Annotated in this window: 17 protein-coding genes; 3 read left to right on the top strand and 14 right to left on the bottom strand. The window is 53.9% G+C overall.

The window, feature by feature from the left end; all coding sequences use genetic code 11:
- Positions 1-60: 60 nt before the first annotated feature.
- The 10 genes from GYMC10_RS03830 to GYMC10_RS03785 form a co-directional block, all read right to left on the bottom strand.
- Complete coding sequence (locus tag GYMC10_RS03830) at positions 61-1,128, bottom strand: hemolysin family protein (protein ID WP_012818940.1); 1,068 nt, start codon at positions 1,126-1,128, stop codon at positions 61-63.
- Positions 1,129-1,205: 77 nt separating this feature from the next.
- Positions 1,206-2,504: a hemolysin family protein gene (locus GYMC10_RS03825; RefSeq protein WP_012818939.1), complete on the bottom strand. Its 1,299-nt coding sequence runs from the start codon at positions 2,502-2,504 to the stop codon at positions 1,206-1,208.
- A 510-nt stretch (positions 2,505-3,014) separates the two neighbouring features.
- Positions 3,015-3,509 carry a pyridoxamine 5'-phosphate oxidase family protein gene (locus GYMC10_RS03820; RefSeq protein ID WP_012818938.1) on the bottom strand — a complete coding sequence of 165 codons (495 nt, stop codon included), beginning with the start codon at positions 3,507-3,509 and terminating at the stop codon, positions 3,015-3,017.
- Positions 3,510-3,727: 218 nt separating this feature from the next.
- A complete protein-coding gene (locus GYMC10_RS03815) occupies positions 3,728-5,743 on the bottom strand; it encodes an alpha-L-arabinofuranosidase C-terminal domain-containing protein (RefSeq protein WP_012818937.1) in 2,016 nt (671 codons plus the stop codon).
- 51 nt (positions 5,744-5,794) lie between these two features.
- Positions 5,795-6,688, bottom strand: a complete 894-nt coding sequence (locus GYMC10_RS03810) for a carbohydrate ABC transporter permease (RefSeq protein ID WP_012818936.1) — start codon at positions 6,686-6,688, stop codon at positions 5,795-5,797.
- A gap of 13 nt (positions 6,689-6,701) precedes the next feature.
- A complete protein-coding gene (locus tag GYMC10_RS03805; RefSeq protein WP_012818935.1) occupies positions 6,702-7,664 on the bottom strand; it encodes an ABC transporter permease in 963 nt (320 codons plus the stop codon).
- A gap of 33 nt (positions 7,665-7,697) precedes the next feature.
- The gene (locus tag GYMC10_RS03800) at positions 7,698-9,269 is read right to left on the bottom strand and encodes an extracellular solute-binding protein (protein WP_012818934.1); all 1,572 of its coding nucleotides are present in this window, start codon (positions 9,267-9,269) and stop codon (positions 7,698-7,700) included.
- Positions 9,270-9,466: 197 nt separating this feature from the next.
- Positions 9,467-11,110 carry a response regulator gene (locus tag GYMC10_RS03795; protein WP_012818933.1) on the bottom strand — a complete coding sequence of 548 codons (1,644 nt, stop codon included), beginning with the start codon at positions 11,108-11,110 and terminating at the stop codon, positions 9,467-9,469.
- 4 nt (positions 11,111-11,114) lie between these two features.
- The gene (locus GYMC10_RS03790) at positions 11,115-12,914 is read right to left on the bottom strand and encodes a sensor histidine kinase (RefSeq protein WP_012818932.1); all 1,800 of its coding nucleotides are present in this window, start codon (positions 12,912-12,914) and stop codon (positions 11,115-11,117) included.
- A 76-nt stretch (positions 12,915-12,990) separates the two neighbouring features.
- On the bottom strand, positions 12,991-13,845 hold the full coding sequence (locus GYMC10_RS03785; RefSeq protein ID WP_012818931.1) for an AraC family transcriptional regulator: 855 nt from the start codon (positions 13,843-13,845) through the stop codon (positions 12,991-12,993).
- Between the two features lie 123 nt (positions 13,846-13,968).
- Here GYMC10_RS03785 and GYMC10_RS03780 point away from each other — a divergent pair, with 123 nt between their 5' ends.
- Genes GYMC10_RS03780 through GYMC10_RS03770 form a run of 3 tightly spaced genes read left to right on the top strand, consistent with a single transcriptional unit; the run spans position 13,969 to position 16,709 of the window.
- Entirely contained in the window at positions 13,969-15,507 is a 1,539-nt protein-coding gene (locus GYMC10_RS03780) for a sulfatase (RefSeq protein WP_012818930.1), read from the top strand.
- A gap of 20 nt (positions 15,508-15,527) precedes the next feature.
- Positions 15,528-16,154 carry a chromate transporter gene (locus tag GYMC10_RS03775; protein WP_041622093.1) on the top strand — a complete coding sequence of 209 codons (627 nt, stop codon included), beginning with the start codon at positions 15,528-15,530 and terminating at the stop codon, positions 16,152-16,154.
- Positions 16,155-16,178: 24 nt separating this feature from the next.
- Positions 16,179-16,709, top strand: coding sequence for a chromate transporter (locus GYMC10_RS03770; protein ID WP_012818928.1), 531 nt, complete (start codon positions 16,179-16,181; stop codon positions 16,707-16,709).
- A 225-nt stretch (positions 16,710-16,934) separates the two neighbouring features.
- Here GYMC10_RS03770 and GYMC10_RS03765 read toward each other — a convergent pair whose 3' ends face one another.
- From GYMC10_RS03765 to GYMC10_RS03750, 4 genes are all read right to left on the bottom strand, one after another.
- Positions 16,935-17,738, bottom strand: a complete 804-nt coding sequence (locus tag GYMC10_RS03765) for a sugar phosphate isomerase/epimerase family protein (protein ID WP_260871498.1) — start codon at positions 17,736-17,738, stop codon at positions 16,935-16,937.
- 21 nt (positions 17,739-17,759) lie between these two features.
- Positions 17,760-18,506, bottom strand: coding sequence for a phytanoyl-CoA dioxygenase family protein (locus tag GYMC10_RS03760; RefSeq protein ID WP_012818926.1), 747 nt, complete (start codon positions 18,504-18,506; stop codon positions 17,760-17,762).
- A gap of 78 nt (positions 18,507-18,584) precedes the next feature.
- On the bottom strand, positions 18,585-19,463 hold the full coding sequence (locus GYMC10_RS03755; RefSeq protein ID WP_012818925.1) for an AraC family transcriptional regulator: 879 nt from the start codon (positions 19,461-19,463) through the stop codon (positions 18,585-18,587).
- Between the two features lie 71 nt (positions 19,464-19,534).
- Positions 19,535-20,443 carry a LysR family transcriptional regulator gene (locus GYMC10_RS03750; RefSeq protein WP_012818924.1) on the bottom strand — a complete coding sequence of 303 codons (909 nt, stop codon included), beginning with the start codon at positions 20,441-20,443 and terminating at the stop codon, positions 19,535-19,537.
- Between the last annotated feature and the right edge of the window lie 41 nt (positions 20,444-20,484).

Genomic DNA, 20,484 nt, shown 5'->3' with positions numbered 1-20,484 from the left:
GTGGCCACAAGGACATTGAACCCTATTCCTGGATCGTGCCCGATGCTAGTTCGTCATCGCTTAGGCGTGTGCACCCTGCAGCTCGCGACGATCCGATTCGTCCCGAATGTCGCCCACGATCTCCTCCAGAATATCCTCCATCGTCACCAGCCCGATGGCCACGCCGGATTCGTCCGTCACGACGGCCATATGCACGCGGATTTGCTGCATCTTGATCAGGACGTCCTTGATCGAAGACGACTCCGGGAAACGCGGCATGTCGTGAATAAAGTCATTCACGCTGCAGTTTCTTCCGGCCGCTATGCCCGTCAGCATCTCCTTCGTATGGATAAACCCGATGAAATCCTCCGCGCGTCCCGATTCCGTCACCGGGTAACGGGTATAGTCGTACTCGCCCAGAACCTCCAGGATATTGGCAAGGGGCCACCCTCGTTCTACCGTAACGATGCGATCTCTCGGGACCATGATTTCGCGCAAGGTACGCTCATCAAAAGCAAATATATTGGTCAAATACCCCATCTCGGTCTGGTTAATTTCGCCGCTCTCGTAGCTCTGGTCCACGATCCACTTCAGTTCCTCCTCGGAATGGACCGTTTCATGCCCTGCCGGCTTTACGCCGAATACTCGAAGCAGGAGACGCGAAGCTCCATTCAATGCATAGATGAACGGATACATGATCTTCCCGAACCAATACAAGGGAGACGCCAGCAGCAGCGTCATTTTCTCGGCAAATTGGATCGCCAATGTTTTAGGTGCCAATTCCCCGATGACGACATGCAGGAACGTGATGATCCCGAGGGCAATGGCATAAGAGAGTACCGTTGCCACCGCCGCCGGCACGTCGAATCGTTCAAACAGCGGATGCAGCATCCTTTCGACGGTCGGTTCGCCCAGCGCGCCCAGCACGAGAGCCGTAATGGTAATTCCAAGCTGGCAGGCGGACAAATAGTAATCCAGTTCATGGGCTACCTTCCTGGCCGTGACCGCCCGTTTATTCCCTTCGGCGATCAATTGATCGATCCGGGACAGCCGCACCTTCAAGATGGCGAATTCGGCCCCTACGAAAAATGCAGTCAGTCCGATGAACACGGCTACCAAAAATAAATTCAACGCGATTATTCCGTCCAATGATTTCCCTCTTGCGAGGGATTCACCTCCAAAAAAGTTATGGTCTAAATGTACACGGGATCATGCCATGCCCTAGATCATCCGTGTCTGAGAATGACGTGTTTGATCTGAAAATTATCCGTTTCCGCTACGGCCCATATATGCTCGCCATGCTGGATCTCATCGCCGTCCTGAGCCGTCGTGCCTTTCTGGTACTGTATCCAGCCGCCGATCGTATCCATCTCCTCGTTATCCTCGAATACCAAGCCGAAGCGCTTCTCAAGCTCCTCCAAGAGAACCCGTCCGCTTATCAGATATTCGCGTTCCCCGATCTTCCGGATATCCGCTACTTCATCTTCATCGAATTCGTCGCGAATTTCCCCTACGATCTCTTCCAAAATATCCTCCAGGGTCAGGATCCCCGCCGTACCGCCGTATTCATCAATCACCAAAGCCATATGCATCTGCTCCTGCTGCATCTTCAGCATGGCATCCTGGATCGGCGTAATTTCAAGCACGACCGGGAGGTCCCGAACGAATTCTTCCAGCTTGCGGTCTCGTCCGGCCACGATATGGGGCAGCATCTTCTTGACGTTGACGACGCCAACCACCCGATCCTTGCTGCCGTCCTCGATGACAGGGTACCGCGTATAGTTGTTCTCATCCAGGATACGGACGATGTCCGGGTATTCCATGCTTTTATCCAGGGTGATCAGATCCGTTCTCGGTACCATAATGTCTTTGGCCACGCGCTCATCAAACGAAAACACGTTTTCCATGTAAGCCAGCTTGGTCCCATTGATCTCGCCGCCCTGAAAGCTCTGCGCCATGACGATGCGCAGTTCCTCCTCCGTATAAGCCTGCTCATGCGGCGCAGGTTTTACGCCGAATGCACGAAGCAGCACGCGCGAGGCTCCATTCAACGCCCAAATGAACGGATACATCAGCTTGCCGAACCAATACAGCGGGGCTGCAAGGAGCAGCGTCGTCTTTTCCGAGAATTGAATAGCCAAGGTCTTGGGCGCCATCTCTCCCACCACGACATGCAAAAAGGTCACGAGAATGAACGCAATGGCGTATGAGGCAATCGAAGCCGTTGAAGCCGATACGTCAAACCAATCAAATACCGGGTACATGAAACGCTCAACGGCCGGCTTGCCGATGGCCCCGAGCCCCAGCGCCGTCACCGTAATGCCGAGCTGGCAGGCCGAGAGATAGTAATCGAGATCGCCGGCTACCTTTTTGGCAACAACCGCCTTCTTGTTTCCTTCCGTTATTAATTGATCGATCCGCGACATGCGGATTTTAACGACGGCAAACTCGGACGCCACGAAAAAAGCGGTCAACGCAATCAGTATGGCAAGTATGATTAAATTAACGATGGTAATAATGTCCAATGATTTCCCTCTTCAGAGGGATTCACCTCCAAATTGAATTAAAGGCCATGTGCTTTTGCATCTGAACAGGTCATTCTATATACGATATTTCCATGAAAAAGAGGTAGTTCGCAGAAGAGAATATTACAACCTAATTCCGCAATTTGATCCATTTGCAATAACGCCTTCCCAATGTACTACCTCCTCTCCTGGAATCTACTTTTCATATTTATGAAAAAATTATATCATGACGGTAATCAAACCATCCAGTTGCACGTTATGGTTTGCAGGCGAATTCCAGCACGAATTCACATAATTCTCACTTGTTTGATGAGGTATATTCCTTCTTGGTGCTAAATATGCCCTGTTATGTATTAAAGTGCCCACCCCATCCGGTGCTCATCCATTCATAACCAAAACGGGATCCGTATTGAAGGATATGCGCATGCGGGTTCGGCTAACATAAAAAAACCGCAGGATCGTGATGCAGGATCCTGCGGTTTTGCCACTGCTAATGAACGAATTTCGTTATCAATGGAGATCTACGGTTTTGTTTATATCCGAGTCGCCCTTGGGCTCTTGGCCCACCATTTTCTTGAAGAAGGCTTTCACCGTTTTCGTTTTGTTTCCGGTTTCCCAATACTCCGCGGTGTCCGTGTCCACCTTGATCAGAATAATGTTGGGATCGTCATAGGACGTCTGCAGAAATTTTTCGTACGCCGCATTCCAGAGCGCCTTCTTCTTCTCCAGATCATCCACGACTTCGGCTTTGCCTCGGATCGATACGTAGGATTTGCCCACATAAGCGACATTCACGTTGGGATTCGCCAGGATTTCTTCGTATTTGCTGGTATCCCGCTTTGTTAAGAACCACAAGTCGCCGTCGAATTCGATATCCTGCGTTTGCATCGGTCTGGCATTGATCCCGCCCTCCGATATCGTGGAGAACATCGCCGTTTCGATATCCTTGATAATATCCTTCACGGTCTCGACCGCTTCCTGATTCACAACGGTTCCGTTTGACATCTTAATCACCCCATCCTTGTATTTAGTCTCTAATTACACTTCCCATAAATAAGTTAAACGATGAATCATGTAACATTTCGTGTCCATTCGTACGATTTTCCTGCATGGATTCAGGCCCGGACGGAAACGTTCCCTGCGCAAAAAAAAGCCGGAAACTGCAAGCGCAGTCCGACTTTTTCGCACGAAAACATTCATTTTAAAAGGACGGCTTCATATCATCACACCTGCGCTCTGAATTCCAGTGCGTAAACGGATGAAGGCCGTAAGTCGTAGCCTTGGCGCCACGCCTCTGCAGGAACCCTGCTTTCCTTGCACATAATACGTTCCGGCTGGAAAACGGAGTTGATGTCATCGTAAGAATCGCCGGTGATTTCGTAAAGGGTCGTTTCCCCGGAAGCCTTGAAGGCCTTCAAATTCAGCACGGCCCTAACCGCTTCCAGGCTTCGATTGACGATCAACACGGTGACGATGCTGCCGTCGTCATTCGTCCCCGCCACGATGTCCAGGTCCGGAAGCGCGTCAAGCGCCATAGGCGTCTCCTTCATCGAAGCCACGGAGAAGGTTCCGCATTCCGCTTGGACCGGAAGGACGCGCCGAACGTCCCGATTGGCGTAAAGCTTCAGCACTTCATAGGTCGGCGTCCCGTAGATCGTAAGGGGATGCCCGCTCCAGCCGGGCTGCTTGCCGCAGTATTGGTCCGCATAATAGTCCCCGACGCGTATGCAGCCGCCCAGCCAGCCATTTACCAGGTCAGAGAAGCTGCCGATGTGCACCATGTCGCTGCAGCGCATCATTTCATTCAGGTTGGCGGCATTGGCCACCGCGGCTCCCAGCGTGTGCTCGTTCGGAAGCCCTTTTCGCACCGTATTCGGATAATACATCGTGTTGTATTCGGTGATCGCCAGCTTGACGTGGCTGTGCTCCGGGCGGGACCGGATCAGCTCCGTCGTCTGCCGGACATGGTGTCGGGTCCACTCGGGATAAGAGGCAATCGCCTTATAGCGATCCTCCGCCGGCGTATCCCGGTTCATGCCGAAAGGGCCGTAGCCGTGATACAAATGCAGCGTCAAATAATCCATGCTCTCGCCGGCCAGGTCCAGCACGGCCTTATTCCAGTTCTGCTCGTAATGACCGCAGGCCAGCAGCACGATGGAGGGGTCCGCCTCCTTCATGGCCTTGGCAAACGATATCGTACGCTCCGCAAACCGCTCTGCCGTGCAAGTTCCGACCTGCCATTGGCCCCACACTTCGTTGCCGATCTCCCAGTACTTGACGTTATACGGCTCAGGGAAGCCGTTCCGGGCACGTAAAGCCCCCATCGGCGTATCCGCGCTCCCGTTGCAATATTCGATCCACTGCGCGGCTTCTTCAGGGGTGCCCGATCCGTCGTTCACGCAAATCAGGGGCTCCACCTGCAGCTCTCGGCAAAAACGGATGAATTCGTCCGTTCCGAAATATTTGCTGGTCCACCCTCCCCAGGCCTCATTGTACATGACCGGCCTTTCCAGGACGGGACCGACGCCATGCTCCCAATGGTAAGCGCTGATGTAATTGCCTGCGAGTCTCATCATGCCCGCATTCAAATCTTTAGTCATCTCGACCACTTCGCGTTTGACCATGGCGATGCTGTCGACGGGCAGCAAAGAGACGTGATCGATCCAGAGCATGCCGGTGGACACGTGATCGATCCACCTTGGATGCTCAGCCGGAACATATACCCGGATCTCGGCATCTGTGCATTCGCGCGATATGGACAGCTGCTCCTCATAGTGCTGCCAGTTATGGCTGCCAAGCTCCATGCGAAGCCGTCCAAGCGTCTCTTCCGTGCGCCGGTCGACAGCTTCCACCATCACGTATTGAAGTTCAATGGAGGCGCGGGCGACAAGCCGGACCGTATAGTTCATCGGCCCCTTTAATGCCGCCTTCTGCGTTATGCCGGCATAAGCTTCGTCATCGCTCAGGATGCGGATGCGCTGGGCTCTTCCCGAATGCCGGGGCGCCGGTGCTTCCATCGCGTACTGGGTGTTGCGTCCGTTCGTATACGCGCGCCAGCTTCCCGATACCGGCGTCTTCGTTTCGGCATCGCTCTCAAAATCCATGTCCTTCAGCGGAAACGCGAGCATCGCCTCCATATGGTCCCGGATATCCTCCACAAAATGCCCGAACAGATACGGATTAATCTCATGCTCGCTCTTGCGGCTGCAATCAATGGTAATCGTTGCGTTCGTATTCAAGAATATAACCTCCAATGGAATTTTAGGGTGAGCCGTGCGATCATACCGGCATTACCCCTTGATCGAGCCGATCATGACGCCTTTCACGAAATGCCGCTGCACCAAAGGATACATCAGCAGTACAGGCAAACTGGATACGATAATGACCGCGTATTTGATGCTTTCGGCCAGCAGGATGCTTTTTTCCAGTCCCACGCTGCCGTCCACGGCATCCGATTGGCTGATCAGCAAAATTTCGCGCAGCACCAGCTGAAGCGGGTGCAGATCTTCGTTTCGGATGTATATGAGTGCGTTAAAGAACGAATTCCAATGGCCGACCGCATAAAACAACACCATGACCGCCAGGATCGGCTTCGATAAGGGCAAGATGATGCTAAACAGCAGCCTCCAATTGGAGCACCCGTCGATATGGGCCGCCTCCTGCAGCTCCCAGGGAATGCTCGATTGGAAATACGTCCTCATTACGATCAGATTGTACGTGGCGATCGCGCCGGGAATGATCAGCGCCCACATCGTGTCGACCATCCCCAGGTCCTTGACCAACAGATACGTCGGAATCAGCCCGCCGTTGAAGAACATGGTCAGCGTGATCAGTACCATGATCCCGTTGCGTCCGGGAAGATCGGGTCTCGACAGCGGATAGGCCGCCAATATCGTCATGATGATATTGATCGCCGTGCCGATGGTCGTGTAGAGGATGGTATTGCGGTATCCCGTCCAAATCTTGTCGTTGTGCAAAATATTCTCATAGGCATCCAGCGTCACGCCCTTCGGCAGCAGCCAAACTTCGCCGTTCAATACCCGTGCCGGGTCGCTGAACGAAGCGCTGACGATAAACAACAGCGGATACAGCACGATGACGATAATGATAGCGGCGATCGCGTAGATCAGGATGTCGAATAGCCGTTCACTCGAGGCTTCCTTTACTGTCGATGGTTTGGACATGTCGGTCCCCCCTTTACCATAAGCTCGTCTCCGACGTCTTGCGCGCAATGCGGTTCACCAGCAGGAGCAGCACCAGATTGATGGCGGAATTAAACAGCCCGATCGCGGCCGTGTAACTGTATTCCCCTTTTAAAATGCCTGTCGTGTAGACAAACGTGGAGATGACGTCGCTTGATTCCAGATTCAAGTTGTTCTGCATCAATAATATTTTCTCGAAGCCCACGTTCATGAAATGGCCGATATCCAAAATAAGCAAAATAATGATGACTGGCGCGATGCCCGGCAAGGAAATATGCCAAATGCGCCGCAGCCTTGAAGCCCCGTCCATCTTCGCCGCCTCGTACAGCTGCGGGTTCACTCCGCTCAGCGCCGCAATGTAGATAATGGACTGCCACCCCATGCTCTGCCATATGTTAGAACCGATAAAGATGGTCTTGAACCAGCCCGCTTCCTCCAGAAAGCGGATCGGCGTGCCGCCGAGTGCCTCGATCAACAGATTGATGGGACCGCTGGTCGGCGACAGGAACACATTCAGGATGCCGACGATTACAACTACCGATATAAAATGCGGTATGTACGTAATGTTCTGCAGCCATTTGCTGAAGGTCTTGCTGCGTATTTCGCTGATGATTAAGGCCAGCAGGATCGGAATCGGAAAGGCAATCAAGAGCGAGAACAAATTGATGGACAGCGTATTCCACAGCAGCCGCCAGAAATAATACGAGTCGAAGAAGCGTTCGAAGTGTCCGAAGCCCTCCCAGCTGCTGCCGAGAATGCCTTTGGCCGGATTGAAATTTTTAAAGGCAATCTGCAGCCCGTACAACGGACCGTAGTGAAACACCAAATACCAGACGATGGGCAGTAGCAGCATGAGATACAGATCATACCGCTTGGCCATTTGCTTTAAGAGGCGGGGGCCCCGCCTCGAATCGCTTCGAGGCAGAACCATCGCTTTATCGGCGTTGGCGTTCTTCATGGGCATCCACTCCTTCACGATGATGTGGCAGCTTTATTTCTCCATCTTGTCATAAGCATCCTGATACAATTTCTCCAGTTCGCCGATCTTCATCTTTTGGAGCGTGGATTGGAATTCTCCCCACTTGTCGAAGCTAAGCGCGCCCGCAATGAATTTCGTGCTTTGCTCTTCGTAGTATTTGTCGATGTCGTTGCGCAGAATGTTGACCTGCTGCGCGGTTTGCTCGTCAAACATCGGGGCGGCGTAACGAACCTTCGGCATGAACGGATCCAGCTGCTGCTGCGCCTCCTGCACCTGCGGCGGGTTGATGAACGAAGCAACCTGTTCGCTGATGATGTGAGGGGCCCCTCCTCCCGCATAAGGCGTGATTTTGGCCTGATTGGTAATATCCTTTAGGAAATCCTCTGTATAGTACGGGATCCCATCCTTGAGTTCGTAATGCTCTCCTTCTCTGCCGAACCGCAGAAGAGTAGATCCTTCATCGCTGTAAAAATAATCGATCCAGCGCATCGTGACTTCCGGGTACTTGTTGATGGACGTAATGGCAAAGGCTCCAAAGTCCCGCGCAATCGGCAAGGCCTGGCTTTGCATCCGGTCTCCGTTCGGGCCTGCCGGCGGCGCGATTCCGGTATACTGATCCTGGATCGACAAGAAGTTATTGTTGGTCTGGTCAAAGAAGAATCCCGTATTTCCCGACCCTTGCTTGGCCAAATACTGAGCTTCCGTGTGCGAGAATATCTCAGGGTCCAAAAGCTTTTCCTTGTATAGCTTGTTTAAATACATCAACATCTCTTTATTTTTGTCGCTGCCCATCCAGATGCTCACTTTGTCATTTTCGATATTGATGTTATACCCGAGCTGCGTATCCAGTCCGAATGATCCGCTCATCGCGGCCACAATCGACAATCCGACACGTGCCGTCATCGGAAGCTCATCCTGCTTCCCGTTGCCGTTCGGGTCTCCGTCGCGGAAGGCCAGCAGCACCTCATACAGTTCGTCCGTCGTTTCCGGCACCTTCAGATTCAGCTTCTCCAGCCACATCTGGTTGATCCATTTCTTATCCGTACGCGCCGCGCCCAGCGTCACAATGCCGGGAATCGCATAGATGTGCCCCTCCGGCGTCGTGATGCCCGAACGGATTTCGGGATATTCCTCCATCAATTTCTTCAGATTCGGCGCGTATTCGTCGATAAGGCCTTCCAGCGGAATCAATTGGCCTGCCGATCCGTAGCGAACGGCTTCAAGCGGCGAGAGCCCGGAACGGAACAAGGCGTCAGGCAGCTCGTTGGAAGCGAACAGCAGGTTTTTCTTCTCCTGGAAGCCGTCCGTTGGCGCTTCGATGAATTCCACCTTGACGTTGCTCAATTTCTCGTAATCCTGGAATACCGGCATCTCCTTGAACGGACCGTTCACGGGTGCAATCCGGGTGAACATTTTCAGTTCCACCGCTTGATCCACGATCGGAAACCCCGTGGTATGTACGACATTCTCCGCACCTTCGGGTGCGGCTTCCTTCTTCGATCCTCCATCGGAACTGCATCCGGCCAGCATCAAGCTGGAAACGATCATGAAGATGACCGCGTTTCTTCCCCAGCGTCTACGCATGTATCAGCTACCCCCATATTTTCTTATTCACCAACCTTATTTGTAAGCGTTTACCGTTGGTGTGTGTGATTATTATAATTCAGCCGCCTTGACGGCCCGTTACAAAAATTTGACCATTTACTCCACATATTTTACGGTTTATAACAAGGCGGCTTTCGAGTTCGTTTCCCTGCCGATCCGAATACTTGGTTTTATTCTTATCCTCTTCCCAGGCGGTTCAAATACTCCTGCGGGGTCAGGCCCGTCATTTCCTTGAATACTTTGAAAAAATAATTATGGGTCGTAAACCCCACTTGTCCGCTGATTTCCTTGATCGAGTATTTGCCGCTTTCCAGCAGCTTGCGCCCCGCATCGATCCGAACCCTATTCAGATACTCCGAGAACGTCCGCTGCGTCTCTTCCTTGAATATTCGGCTCAAATAGGAGGAGTTCAGGCCGATGGCGCCCGCGGCAAGCTCCAGCGTCACGTAACCCGGGTACCGCTCCAGAATAAAGTGTATGGCCTGCGTGACATGCCGGGAATACGGCCCTCCAGCCCGGTGCTGCTTCAGCAGTCCGAGCAAGCCTGCATAGAAGGATTGCAGCCACTGCACCAGCTCCCCGACGCTGCCGATCCTTCCGAGCTCGCTTCGGGAAGGGAGCTTTTCCTTGGCGTCTTCCGTCCCTGGCAGCCAGGTTTTCAGTGCCTTGTCCCCGGTTTGCATGAGCTCGCTGACCATCATCTGGACCGTATGCGAATGGATCGGCAGATGGTGGATGGAAGCAAAAACAGAGTCGATTAAACCGTGCACGCCTTCGATGTCCAGTCGTTCAATCGAAAGCAGCAGCTGTTTGTGTTCCTCGATCGTTAGAGACACGCGCTGGTGGTATTCATCGGCAAGCCCGCCGGCCCGGCCCGGCATCCTGGGGGCCGCGCTGCTGCCGGACGGCTCCGAGCGGGAAGCATCGAGTAACCGTTCGGCGGAGCCGTAGCTTGTTCCGAGTTGGGTCAGGCTGGTGCACACATGTCCGACGGCGCTTACGCATTTTAAATTGAGGAACAGCTCAAGCGCATGCTGAAGCTTCCTCATCTGTCCGTCGATTTCGCTCTTTATGGCATGCTCGCTCCGTTCCTTAAACGCAAACACGATCATGAACCGTCCATCCTCCACATAAGCTGCCGTCCGCTCACGGATATCGCCAAGGCTCTGCTGCATCATATCGACCACCTGCTGAACCAGCCGATTCGTCTGCACGTCGCTGTATGACTCCGTCAGCAGCAGGAACGGAACAATCTGCAGGGCCGCGGCCGCATAGCTTGACGCACCGGTGTACAGGCTGTTTTCTCGCGAAAATGCCTCAACCTCCAGGGTTGCCTCCTTCCGTCCCCTGACCAGATGCGCGATGTAGTCGCGAATGTGCACGGGATTTATCCGCTCGGTCTTAACCTTGCGGGCCTCGCTCTCTTCCAGCAGCCGATCCGCCCGGCGCAATTCAAGGACCGCTTTGTTAAGCAAGGCAGCAAGCGTCGCACCGTCCAGCCGATGCTTCAATAAATAATCGATGGAGCCGTTCTTCAGGCACTCCCGCACGTAGTCATAATCATCAAAGCTGCTGAGCATGATCGTCTGAATGGACGGAAACCGCGCCTTAATCGCCCGATTGAGCTCCACGCCGTTCATTTCCGGCATATTCACGTCAATAATCGCGATATGCGGAGGAGACTGCTCGATCATCGCGAGCGCCATGATACCGTTATGGGCTTGGCCGCATAATTCGAATCCGTGCTCATTCCAGTCCAATAGCGTTCGCAGATCATGCCGCACCAGCGGTTCGTCGTCAACAAGCAGCACTTGAAACATGGCTTTATATCACCTCTTGTCGGGATTTATCCTTATTCTCCACTATGTTCGGAAGCCGGATCTCGGCCTTCGTGTAAAAACCCGGCTCACTGTACAATTTGACGCCGTAGCCATCTCCGTACATGTGAACGATCCGCTCATGCACATTGCGTACCCCCATGCCGCTGAAACGGGATGTATTTCCGTTCTTGCCCGTCTCCCCCAGAAGCTGCGCCTGCTGCCCCGCCGTCATCCCCTTGCCATTGTCGATCACTTCAATCTTGAGGTCGCTGCCCTCTTCACATACGCGTATCAGCACGAGTCCCTCCTGCTCCAGCGGTCCGATGCCATGAATGATGGCATTTTCCACAAGGGGCTGCAGCATCAGCTTCAGGACCCGGCATTCCAGCAAAGTTTCGTCCTCCACCTGGGTGACCATCCGGATCGGCTCCATATACCTGTACTTCACGATGGAGATATAGCGTTCCACATAATCCAGTTCCTCCCGCACCGTCAAAAACTCGCTCGAATTGCCCAAAACGCCGCGCATGAGCTCGATCAACGATCCGGACACCTCTTCGATATTCGGCACGCCGTTCATCTTGGCCAAATACTTGATGGTATTCAGCGAATTGTATAAAAAATGAGGATGAATCTGCGCCTGAAGCGCCGTTAATTCGGCCTCCCGCTTCTCTTTCTCGCTGACCCGGATCCCTTCCAGCAGCCGCTTCAAATCCTCCACCATGCTGATGAAGACACGGTACAGCTGTCCGGTCTCGTCCTCGCTTTTGATTTCCTTTTTGGGGAACGTCAGATTCCCTTCCTTCACGAACATCATCAGGGATTTCAATCGCCGGATGTTGAGGGTGATTCGGGAAGATACCTGCAGCGAAGCGATCAGGACAACGATAAACACGATGATGGATACCTCCGCCAACAGTTTGCGGAGCCTTGCCGATTCGCTCAGCAGCGAGTCCATTGGTATCAGAGCCAGGGTGCTCCATCCCGTATACCCGGATTGACGGCTCACGACGATGTAATCTCTGCCGTCTATGCTTTGCTTGATGGCATCCCCATTTCCTGCAAGGTCCTGATGGATACGGAGAATCTTATCGAACGAAGGGGCAAAGGCCGGCGCCGATTCGGCTTCATAGACGAAACCGCCCTGCTTGTCCAGCACATAAATCATGCTGTCGGTGGTCGGCTTCACGCCGTATGTTTTTTGGATAAAATCATAATTCAAATCCACCATGACCACTCCGATCGTTTCGCGGTTATATCGAATCTCACGGCCGATCGTGATGGCATCCGATACGCCCGACTGCTTGAAATACGCATGGCGCGATCCGTTGTGGAGCATGTAAACCATCATGGGGCTGCCCAAGACCGTCTTGTCCAGCCACGGACCGCCCGAGAAATACACCTTCCCGTTCAAACCGACCACCGCAATCCGCGAAATATAGGGCTTGTAATCGATCAGGACGGAGAGAAACTCGTCGATCCGCTTCTGTTCCTGAAACCATTCATAACTAATCTCTTCATGGGGGCTCAGCAGCGTGTCGATCACCGTGTTTTTGTTGGTCACCACGACGGTGTTCAGCCGGTCGATTTCCTCCAGCATCATATTCAGCGATTCATCCGCCTGCCGGATGCTGTCCGAAACCGAGGTGACGGCATTTTGCATGATCGTCTCGCGCATGCTCATATACACGATGACCGTAATGGAGACGATGGACAGGAGCGTCACCGCACTGAACGCAATGAATATTTTCCCTTGAATGCTTCGTCTGGGCGATAGCCATCTTTGAATCGTAGAGAGCTTCATGGCGAGTGTCTCCTTTTTTCGGTTCCGTGGAACCGGATCGGTAACCGTTTTCAATAGTACATAACGCTTCCTGAAATCAGCATGGATTTTCACGCATCGTTATGGGAGGCACCTTGAAATAAATCTTGAACGCCCGGGTGAATGAATACAAATTGGGATAACCCAGGGACAGGGCAATCTCGGTAATCGTCGCGTCCGTTTCCGTTAGTAACCGTTTGGCCTTGTCCATTCGGATGCGCTGAAGGTATTTCAGCGGGGGCATTCCTACCTGGCTCGTGAACATATTGGAGAAGTACGAGCGGTGCACACCCGCGAATTCGGCAACCTGCTGCACGGATATCCCCTCGGTAGCATGCAATTCCATGTAATCCAAACACTCGTTAATCCATCCCGCAAGCTCCGTCGGCTCTGCGGAAGCCGCGTCGGGAACCATGCCGGCGAGCAGACCATAAACCAAACCGTGCAGCTCGAGCGATACCGACGGCTTCCAGCGCTCGACGCCGGCCAAGGCATCAATCACGCATTCGGCGGACTTTTCGACCCGGGAGGAGATCATTTGTCTGCCGAACGGGCTTTCCGGCACTAAGCCGGCCAGCTCGAGCAGCGGCCTTACCCTGCTTCCGTCCAAGGCCAGCCAGCTCATCCGGAGCGGTGCATCCGAGGGAAGCAGGTGATAGTAATAAGTCCGGCCCGGAAACAGGCAGAACAGATCATTCTTCTGCAGATCCACTCGTTTGCCGTCGAACTCCAGCCGCACCGTTCCCTCATGCACGAAGTGCAGACTGTAACACTCGATCCGTTTCGGCCCGACCCTGTAATTGGGCTTGGCTAAACTTCGCCCCGCCCGGACGGGCCAGATCTGTGCCTCTTTATCCAAATATCCCGGCGTATAGTAGATAAACTCGGCATACTCGTATTCGTACTCCTGCAACTCGACTTCCCCTCTTCCCTTCATTTTTTCATCAAGAATAACAAAATGACAACAAAAATATAACACGGTGCTATTTTGATAACCCCTATTTTTCAATATCATCATACTAGGAGGGGATTACACTTGTCGAGAAGACCTAACATTTTGCTAATCACTAGCGATCAGCAGCATTGGAATACGATCGGCGCGTTTCAGCCTGAAATCTCTACGCCGAACCTGGACCGCCTCGCGCGTCAAGGGACGACGTTCGAACGGGCATACTGTCCCAATCCGACCTGCACGCCGAGCCGGGCTTCCATCATTACGGGGCAGTACCCGAGTCAGCACGGAGCCTGGACCTTGGGGACAAAGCTGCTGGAAGACCGCCATACCGTCGGCGAAAGCTTCCAAGAAGCCGGATACCGGACCGCGCTGGTGGGAAAGGCACATTTTCAGCCGTTAACATCCACGGAAGACTACCCGTCCGTCGAAGCTTACCCGATCCTTCAGGATTTGGCGTATTGGCGAAATTTTCACGGTCCTTTTTACGGCTTCGATCACGTCGAGCTGGCGCGCAACCATACGAACGAGGCCCATGTCGGACAACATTATGCCCTATGGCTGGAGGAGCAAGGATGCGCCAATTGGCGCGATTACTTCCTGCCGCCTACGGGAACCATGGATCCTACCCAAACCTACACATGGCCCATCCCGGAAAAATACCACTACAATACCTGGATCGCCGAGCGGACCCATTCGCTTTTGGACCAATACAAGAAGGCGGAGGAGCCATTCTTTTTGTGGGCAAGCTTCTTCGACCCGCACCCGGAATATTTGGTGCCCGAGCCTTGGGATTCGATGTATGATCCGGAGAAACTCACGATCCCGTCCCTGACGCCCGGAGAGCATGACCGCAATCCGCCGCATTTCGGATTGACGCAGGAAGAGGAGCCCGATTTTTCGCATCTCGCTGAGACCGGGTTCGGCATTCACGGTTACCGTTCCCATCACTATTACGAATACGGCTCGAAATCCAGGTTAACGGAATACGACAAGAAAAAGCTGGTCGCCGTGTATTACGGCATGATCAGCATGATGGATAAATATATCGGCAAAATACTCGATAGACTGGACGAACTGGGACTGACGGAGGATACGATCGTTGTCTTCACCACCGATCACGGACATTTCTTCGGCCAGCACGGCCTTCAAGCCAAGGGCGGGTTCCATTACGAGGATTTGATCAAGCTTCCGTACATTGTGCGTTATCCGGGACGTGTGCCCGCCGGGAAAAGGTCGAATGCGATACAGTCTCTGGTCGATCTGGCCCCGACCTTCCTATCCTTCTGCGGCATACCGGTCCCGCACGCGATGACGGGCATCGACCAAAAGGACGTGTGGCTCGGGGCTGTCGATACCGCAAGGCAGCACGCCATCTGCGAATTCCGGCATGAGCCTTCAACGATTCATCAAAAAACGTACATCGAGCAGCGTTATAAAATCACCGTTTATTACAATCAGACCTACGGCGAACTGTTTGACCTTGAAGCAGATCCCGGAGAGTTGCACAATTTGTGGGACGAACCGGGATATGAGCAGCTGAAGGCGGAGCTGCTGCTTAAATATATCTGGGCCGAGCTTGGCAAGGAGCCGATGCCGATGCCGAGAATCCACCACGCCTAATGGAAAAGCTAAACGCGTACATGAGCCGAGCAAAAGAACAAATAACGCTTCTGGCCCGGCTATTCTGGACCTTCTTTCGCATTGGGCCTTCCACCTTCGGAGGCGGATACGCGATGTTGCCCATGATTGAGCGCGAAGTGGTGAGCAAGAAAAAATGGGTGAACGAAGAGGAAATCGGCGAGCTGATCTCGCTTGCCGGTTCCGCTCCCGGCGGCGTCGGCGTGAATGCCGCCGCCATGATCGGGCACCGCCAAGCCGGCATGGCCGGGGCTGTTTCGGCCGTGCTGGGCGTGACATGCCCCACATTTATCATCGTGCTCCTGATCAGCACGGCTGCGGTGTTTTTTCGGGATCAGCCTAAGGTTGAAGCCGCTTTAAAGGGTATGCACGGGGCCATCATCGCGCTGATCGCCGTGGCTGCTTACCGGATGGCTAGATATGCCGTCTTTGATGCCACCACAACGATCACCGCCCTTGCCACCGTAATCGTGATGCTGTTCACCGGCGTCCATCCCCTCTATCTGATTGCGCTTAGCCTGCTCGGCGGCATGGCCGTCATCCAGATCAAAATACGGCTGGGACTGCGAGCGGATACCGAGAAGAAGGCTGCGGCCGATAGCTGCCCGGAATTGGAATATTACATTTGAGCGAAACGAATCGGGGCGAAGGAAATGTATTGGGACTTGTTCATGATATTCATTGGCGTAGGCCTTGTGTCTTTTGGCGGCGGATATGCGGTGATCCCGGTCATTCAGAAGGAGATCACGGAAAAAGGGCTGCTGACCGCAGCGGAATTCCAGCAGACCGTGGCGCTGGCCGGCATGGCGCCCGGGTCGATCGCCACCAATGCCGCCACGCTGATCGGCTATCAGACCGCCGGCTATGCCGGGGCCGTCGTCTCGACCGTCGGCATCATCCTGCCGTCGCTGGTCGTCATCGTGATGCTCTCTGCCTTCTTCTACCGCATGCGGGGGAATCCATGGGTGAAATCTTCGTTATACGGCTTGCGTCCGGTTACGACCGGACTCATCGTCTATGCGGCCATTCATTTTGGTTATCCCGATGAGGGCGACGGGGCTTTAAGAGGACTCATTCCCACGCTGCTGATTTGCGGAGCTTGTTTATTTCTCCTGCTCAAATACAAACTCCACCCGTTGCTGATTCTCCTTATGGCTGGGGCTGCCGGCATCGTTTTATTCTAACGCGGTACGGTGAGGCGGGAAGACTCAGACGGCTCCAACAGCATCCCAATATGGTTCTTTTGTAATCGTGTGCGCGGGTCCCTCCCTGAGGACCTGGTGCGTGGTCCGGGGCATGCTTGGAAGGCTGGCTGCGGGTGTATGAGTGATTCGACCGGGATGGCTTTCCCAAAGAAACGAATAACAAGCCGGAACCTTCATATGGTCCGGCTTGTTCTCGTTTCTTATTTATGGCGCCAACCGTTCCGAAATGCGTTTGGCCATCCACTCGTTTACGTCCCAGAGATCCGCGACGGGAGCCCCTGTGAAAGGGAGGGTGTGCATGTACCCGGCCGGGCCAAATTCAGGCGTTATGCTGGTATGACTGAACCCTTGCTCTCTTCGGTATTGGACAATGCGTGACCACCAGGCTTCAAAGACTGTCAGCTCCCGGCTGTATTCAGGCGCCCCGGGATGGGGAACCTGGGGGCCCTGAGCGTAGCCTACGCGCGCGTGAATATGGACGGTCCGCCGTATGGCGGCTTCCATGTCTTCCGCATAGTCCTCCAGCAAGGACTCGGTCACGCAGCACCAATGGCTGAAATCGGCCGTAATGCTCAGCTCCGGGAACTCCTCCAGCAAGGTGCGCGTCGTCCACGGCGTGAACATCGCCCGCGACCGGTGGGTTTCGTGCCCGATGGTGATGCCGACCTCCTGCTCTATTTTCAGCGCAGCCTCGAAAAAACGCAATTGCTCCTCGATCTTCATGCCATCCCGGGCGCTATGGGAAACGATCAGCTTCGGGCCGAAGGCTGCGGCCCGGCGCGTCTGCTCGGCAAAGGTTTCTTGATGGGGCACGGATGTAGTCACCTGGGCAATGTAATGAAGCTGAAATTCCTCCAGCAACTCCTTAAATTCGGCTTCCAGATTCGCCGGCGGCAGCGGAGCTTCAATTCCCGCGTAACCGGCCTGTGCAGCCCTCGTCAATTGGTCCCTGCAGCTTCCCTCCATGCCCCACAGGGCCTTATACAGCTGAATGCTCAATTCATGCACGCTCCTTTATTCCCATCCGGGTTATTCGTTGACGAATTTCGTTCCGGCGATGTTCTTTCCGCGGGCCAGCCACACCTTAAAACCGGGATTCTTATCCGGATAAACCAGCGCGTCCGTCGAGAAATACCGCATGGTGTACCCGCAGCGCCGGTACGGGCTTGTATTCGGCGCCGCGCCATGAATGATGCGCGAATCGTGAAGCGAGCATTCCCCTGGCTCTAGTTCGAAATAAACTGCCCTAGACTCATCAACCGAGCCGCTCTTGATTTGGGTGTCGAACAAATTCTTTGTCCCGTCCACCTCCTCATAGTCCGAGAACCCGCTATGATGCGTGCCCGGAATGACGCGCATGCATCCATTTTCCTTCCAGCTGCGGTCGATCGCCAGCCATACGGTGATAATCTTATCGAAGCTGCTTAATCTTCCGTTCCAGTACGCCGAATCCTCATGCCAAGGCGTAGCGCGTCCGACATGCGGATCTTTGCAGATAAAATGGCTCGACCACAGCCCGATATTCGGCCCGATGATCGGTTCGACCAGATCAAGCACTTCATCGGCCAATAGGAAATCCAGCAGCCTTTCGTCACGGAAATGCGGGGTATCCAGTTCGTCCGATAGCTTGCTGCCCTTCTCCTCGAGCTGTTCTTCAAAGATTGAGGTCAGTACCTGCATTTTTTCGGCGCTAAAGAGCGGTTTCCGGTATAGGTAATACCCGTTCTCTTTATAAAACTCAACTTCCTGCTTCGAAAGCGCTTGCGTTGTCATCATCATAACCTCCAGTCAAGTAAGGATTTCACGAACTGAGGCCATTATATCCCGGACGGTGACAGCCATACTGCGCATTCGTTAGGAAAAATACTGCATATCTTCGGCTATCCCTGCATGATGGCGGTACTGCCTGGGGGACATCCCTTTTCGCTGACGAAACACCCTCTCAAAATGCCCTAACGTATTGAAGCCGGAGGCGTAACAAATTTCGGTGACGGGCAGCGAGGAAACCCGAAGCAGCGATTCGGCAAATTGCATTCTGACATTTTGCAGGTAACGCTGAAAAGACTGTCCCACGGACTTCGAGAAACACTCGCTGAAATACGTAGCCGAGTATTGGGCCTGTGCGGCCGCATCTTCCAATCTCAAATCTTCCCGGAAGTGGTGGTGAATGTAGATCAAGGCCCTTTGCAGGTTTACGTTGAGCTGCCGATTCCCGGTCCCGTTCGTGGGCAAAGCGCAGTTTGCGGTACTGCCCCGATTCAGATCCACCAACAGCCGCTGAAGCGTAGCCCGAATCGCGATCTCGCTGCCTTCGCGCGAAGCTCCGGTTTCTTCCCTCATCCGTTCATAATCGGCGAATATCTGCCGGTGCTGCATCTCCTCGAGCTGTGCATGCAGCACCAGCTTGCCTCCGAACAACCAGTGATACAGGTTATCGTCCATCATGGCCTCGGTAAAAATGACATTGTATATTTCAAGAGGCTTGTCTTCCACGGACACCAGCTCATGGAAGTCGGCCGGCGTCAGCAGGAAGAGGGTTCCGGAAGACAGCGGATACGCGGAGCCGTTGAGCCTATGCTCCCCTTCTCCCCCAACTACATAACTCAGCTCGTAAAATTCATGCCAATGCAGCGGAATCGTCCCCGGATGAATGCCGTGAAATACTTGAACAGGCGCGCGAGGCTGCAATCGGTAATCCTCATTGGTTAGCCTGGGAGGCTGTTTGGTTTCCACTTCTTGTGACGCTCCTTTTCGCTTTCGAATTCACTAAAATCTCACGCCGGGGACGGTCAGGTCGGTACAGGCTAGAGCCCTCCCCGAGCCATGTTCTGCCGGTGCGATTCGGCCAGCCGAGCAAAGTACCGAATGGCAAAATCCCGGAACAGCACCGCCGTCTGCATAAGGTATCGGTCCTTGGGCCAAGACAAGGAAATCGAGCGCTTGCACCAGCTTTCTTCGAGCCTCAGCTGGACGACATCGGGCCCGGTTGATCCGCCCCATGTCACGACCGGCAGGAAGGCGACGCCCTGACCCGCTCGAATGAGACCGCGGACGGTGGCGGGGTCGTCGCTTTCGAATCGGATGCGGGGGGTAAAGCCGGCAAGACGGCAGAACGCATCGGTCGTTTCGCGCAGCGATTTGCCCGGAGGCAGCGTAATGAAGCTCTCTTCCTTAAGCTCCCGCAAGCTGACCCGATCTCGATCCGCAAGCGGATGGTCGGCGGGTACCGCAACCACGATCTCCTCTTCGAGCAAGCACACCGAGGTCGTTCCCTTCGGCGGCTCTGCGCCATCGGACAGGCATAAATCGAAGCTCGGCATCCCTACGGATGACAAAACATGCTGCTGCAATTGGAACTCGGCATTCGGGCATTCTTTGCGAAAATCAGCCAATAGATCCGGCAGCAAATGCGAGGAGACGCGCACATCGAGCGTGATGGCGGCGGAGGTGCTGCCACTGGCATCCTGCAGCTGCAGCTTTCCGTCCTCCAGCGCCTGCAGCGCAATATCCACTTGATGGAGAAACAGCTTGCCATGCTCGTTCAGACGTATGGATTTGCGTTCCCGCTCGAACAGCTTGGTTCCCAGCTCGGTTTCTAGCGATGCGATCATTTTGCTTAATGCCGGCTGCGATATATGAAGGCTATGGGCTGCTTTCGTCATGTGCTGCATTCGGGCAGCAGTCTGAAAATATTTTAATTGCAACAGTTCCATCTCATTCCAACTTTCTTTGATACATAACTCATCAGTTATCA

The organism is Paenibacillus sp. Y412MC10 (assembly GCF_000024685.1).
GTDB lineage: Bacteria > Bacillota > Bacilli > Paenibacillales > Paenibacillaceae > Paenibacillus_AQ > Paenibacillus_AQ lautus_A.
This window is presented reverse-complemented; position numbering and strand designations above follow the sequence as displayed.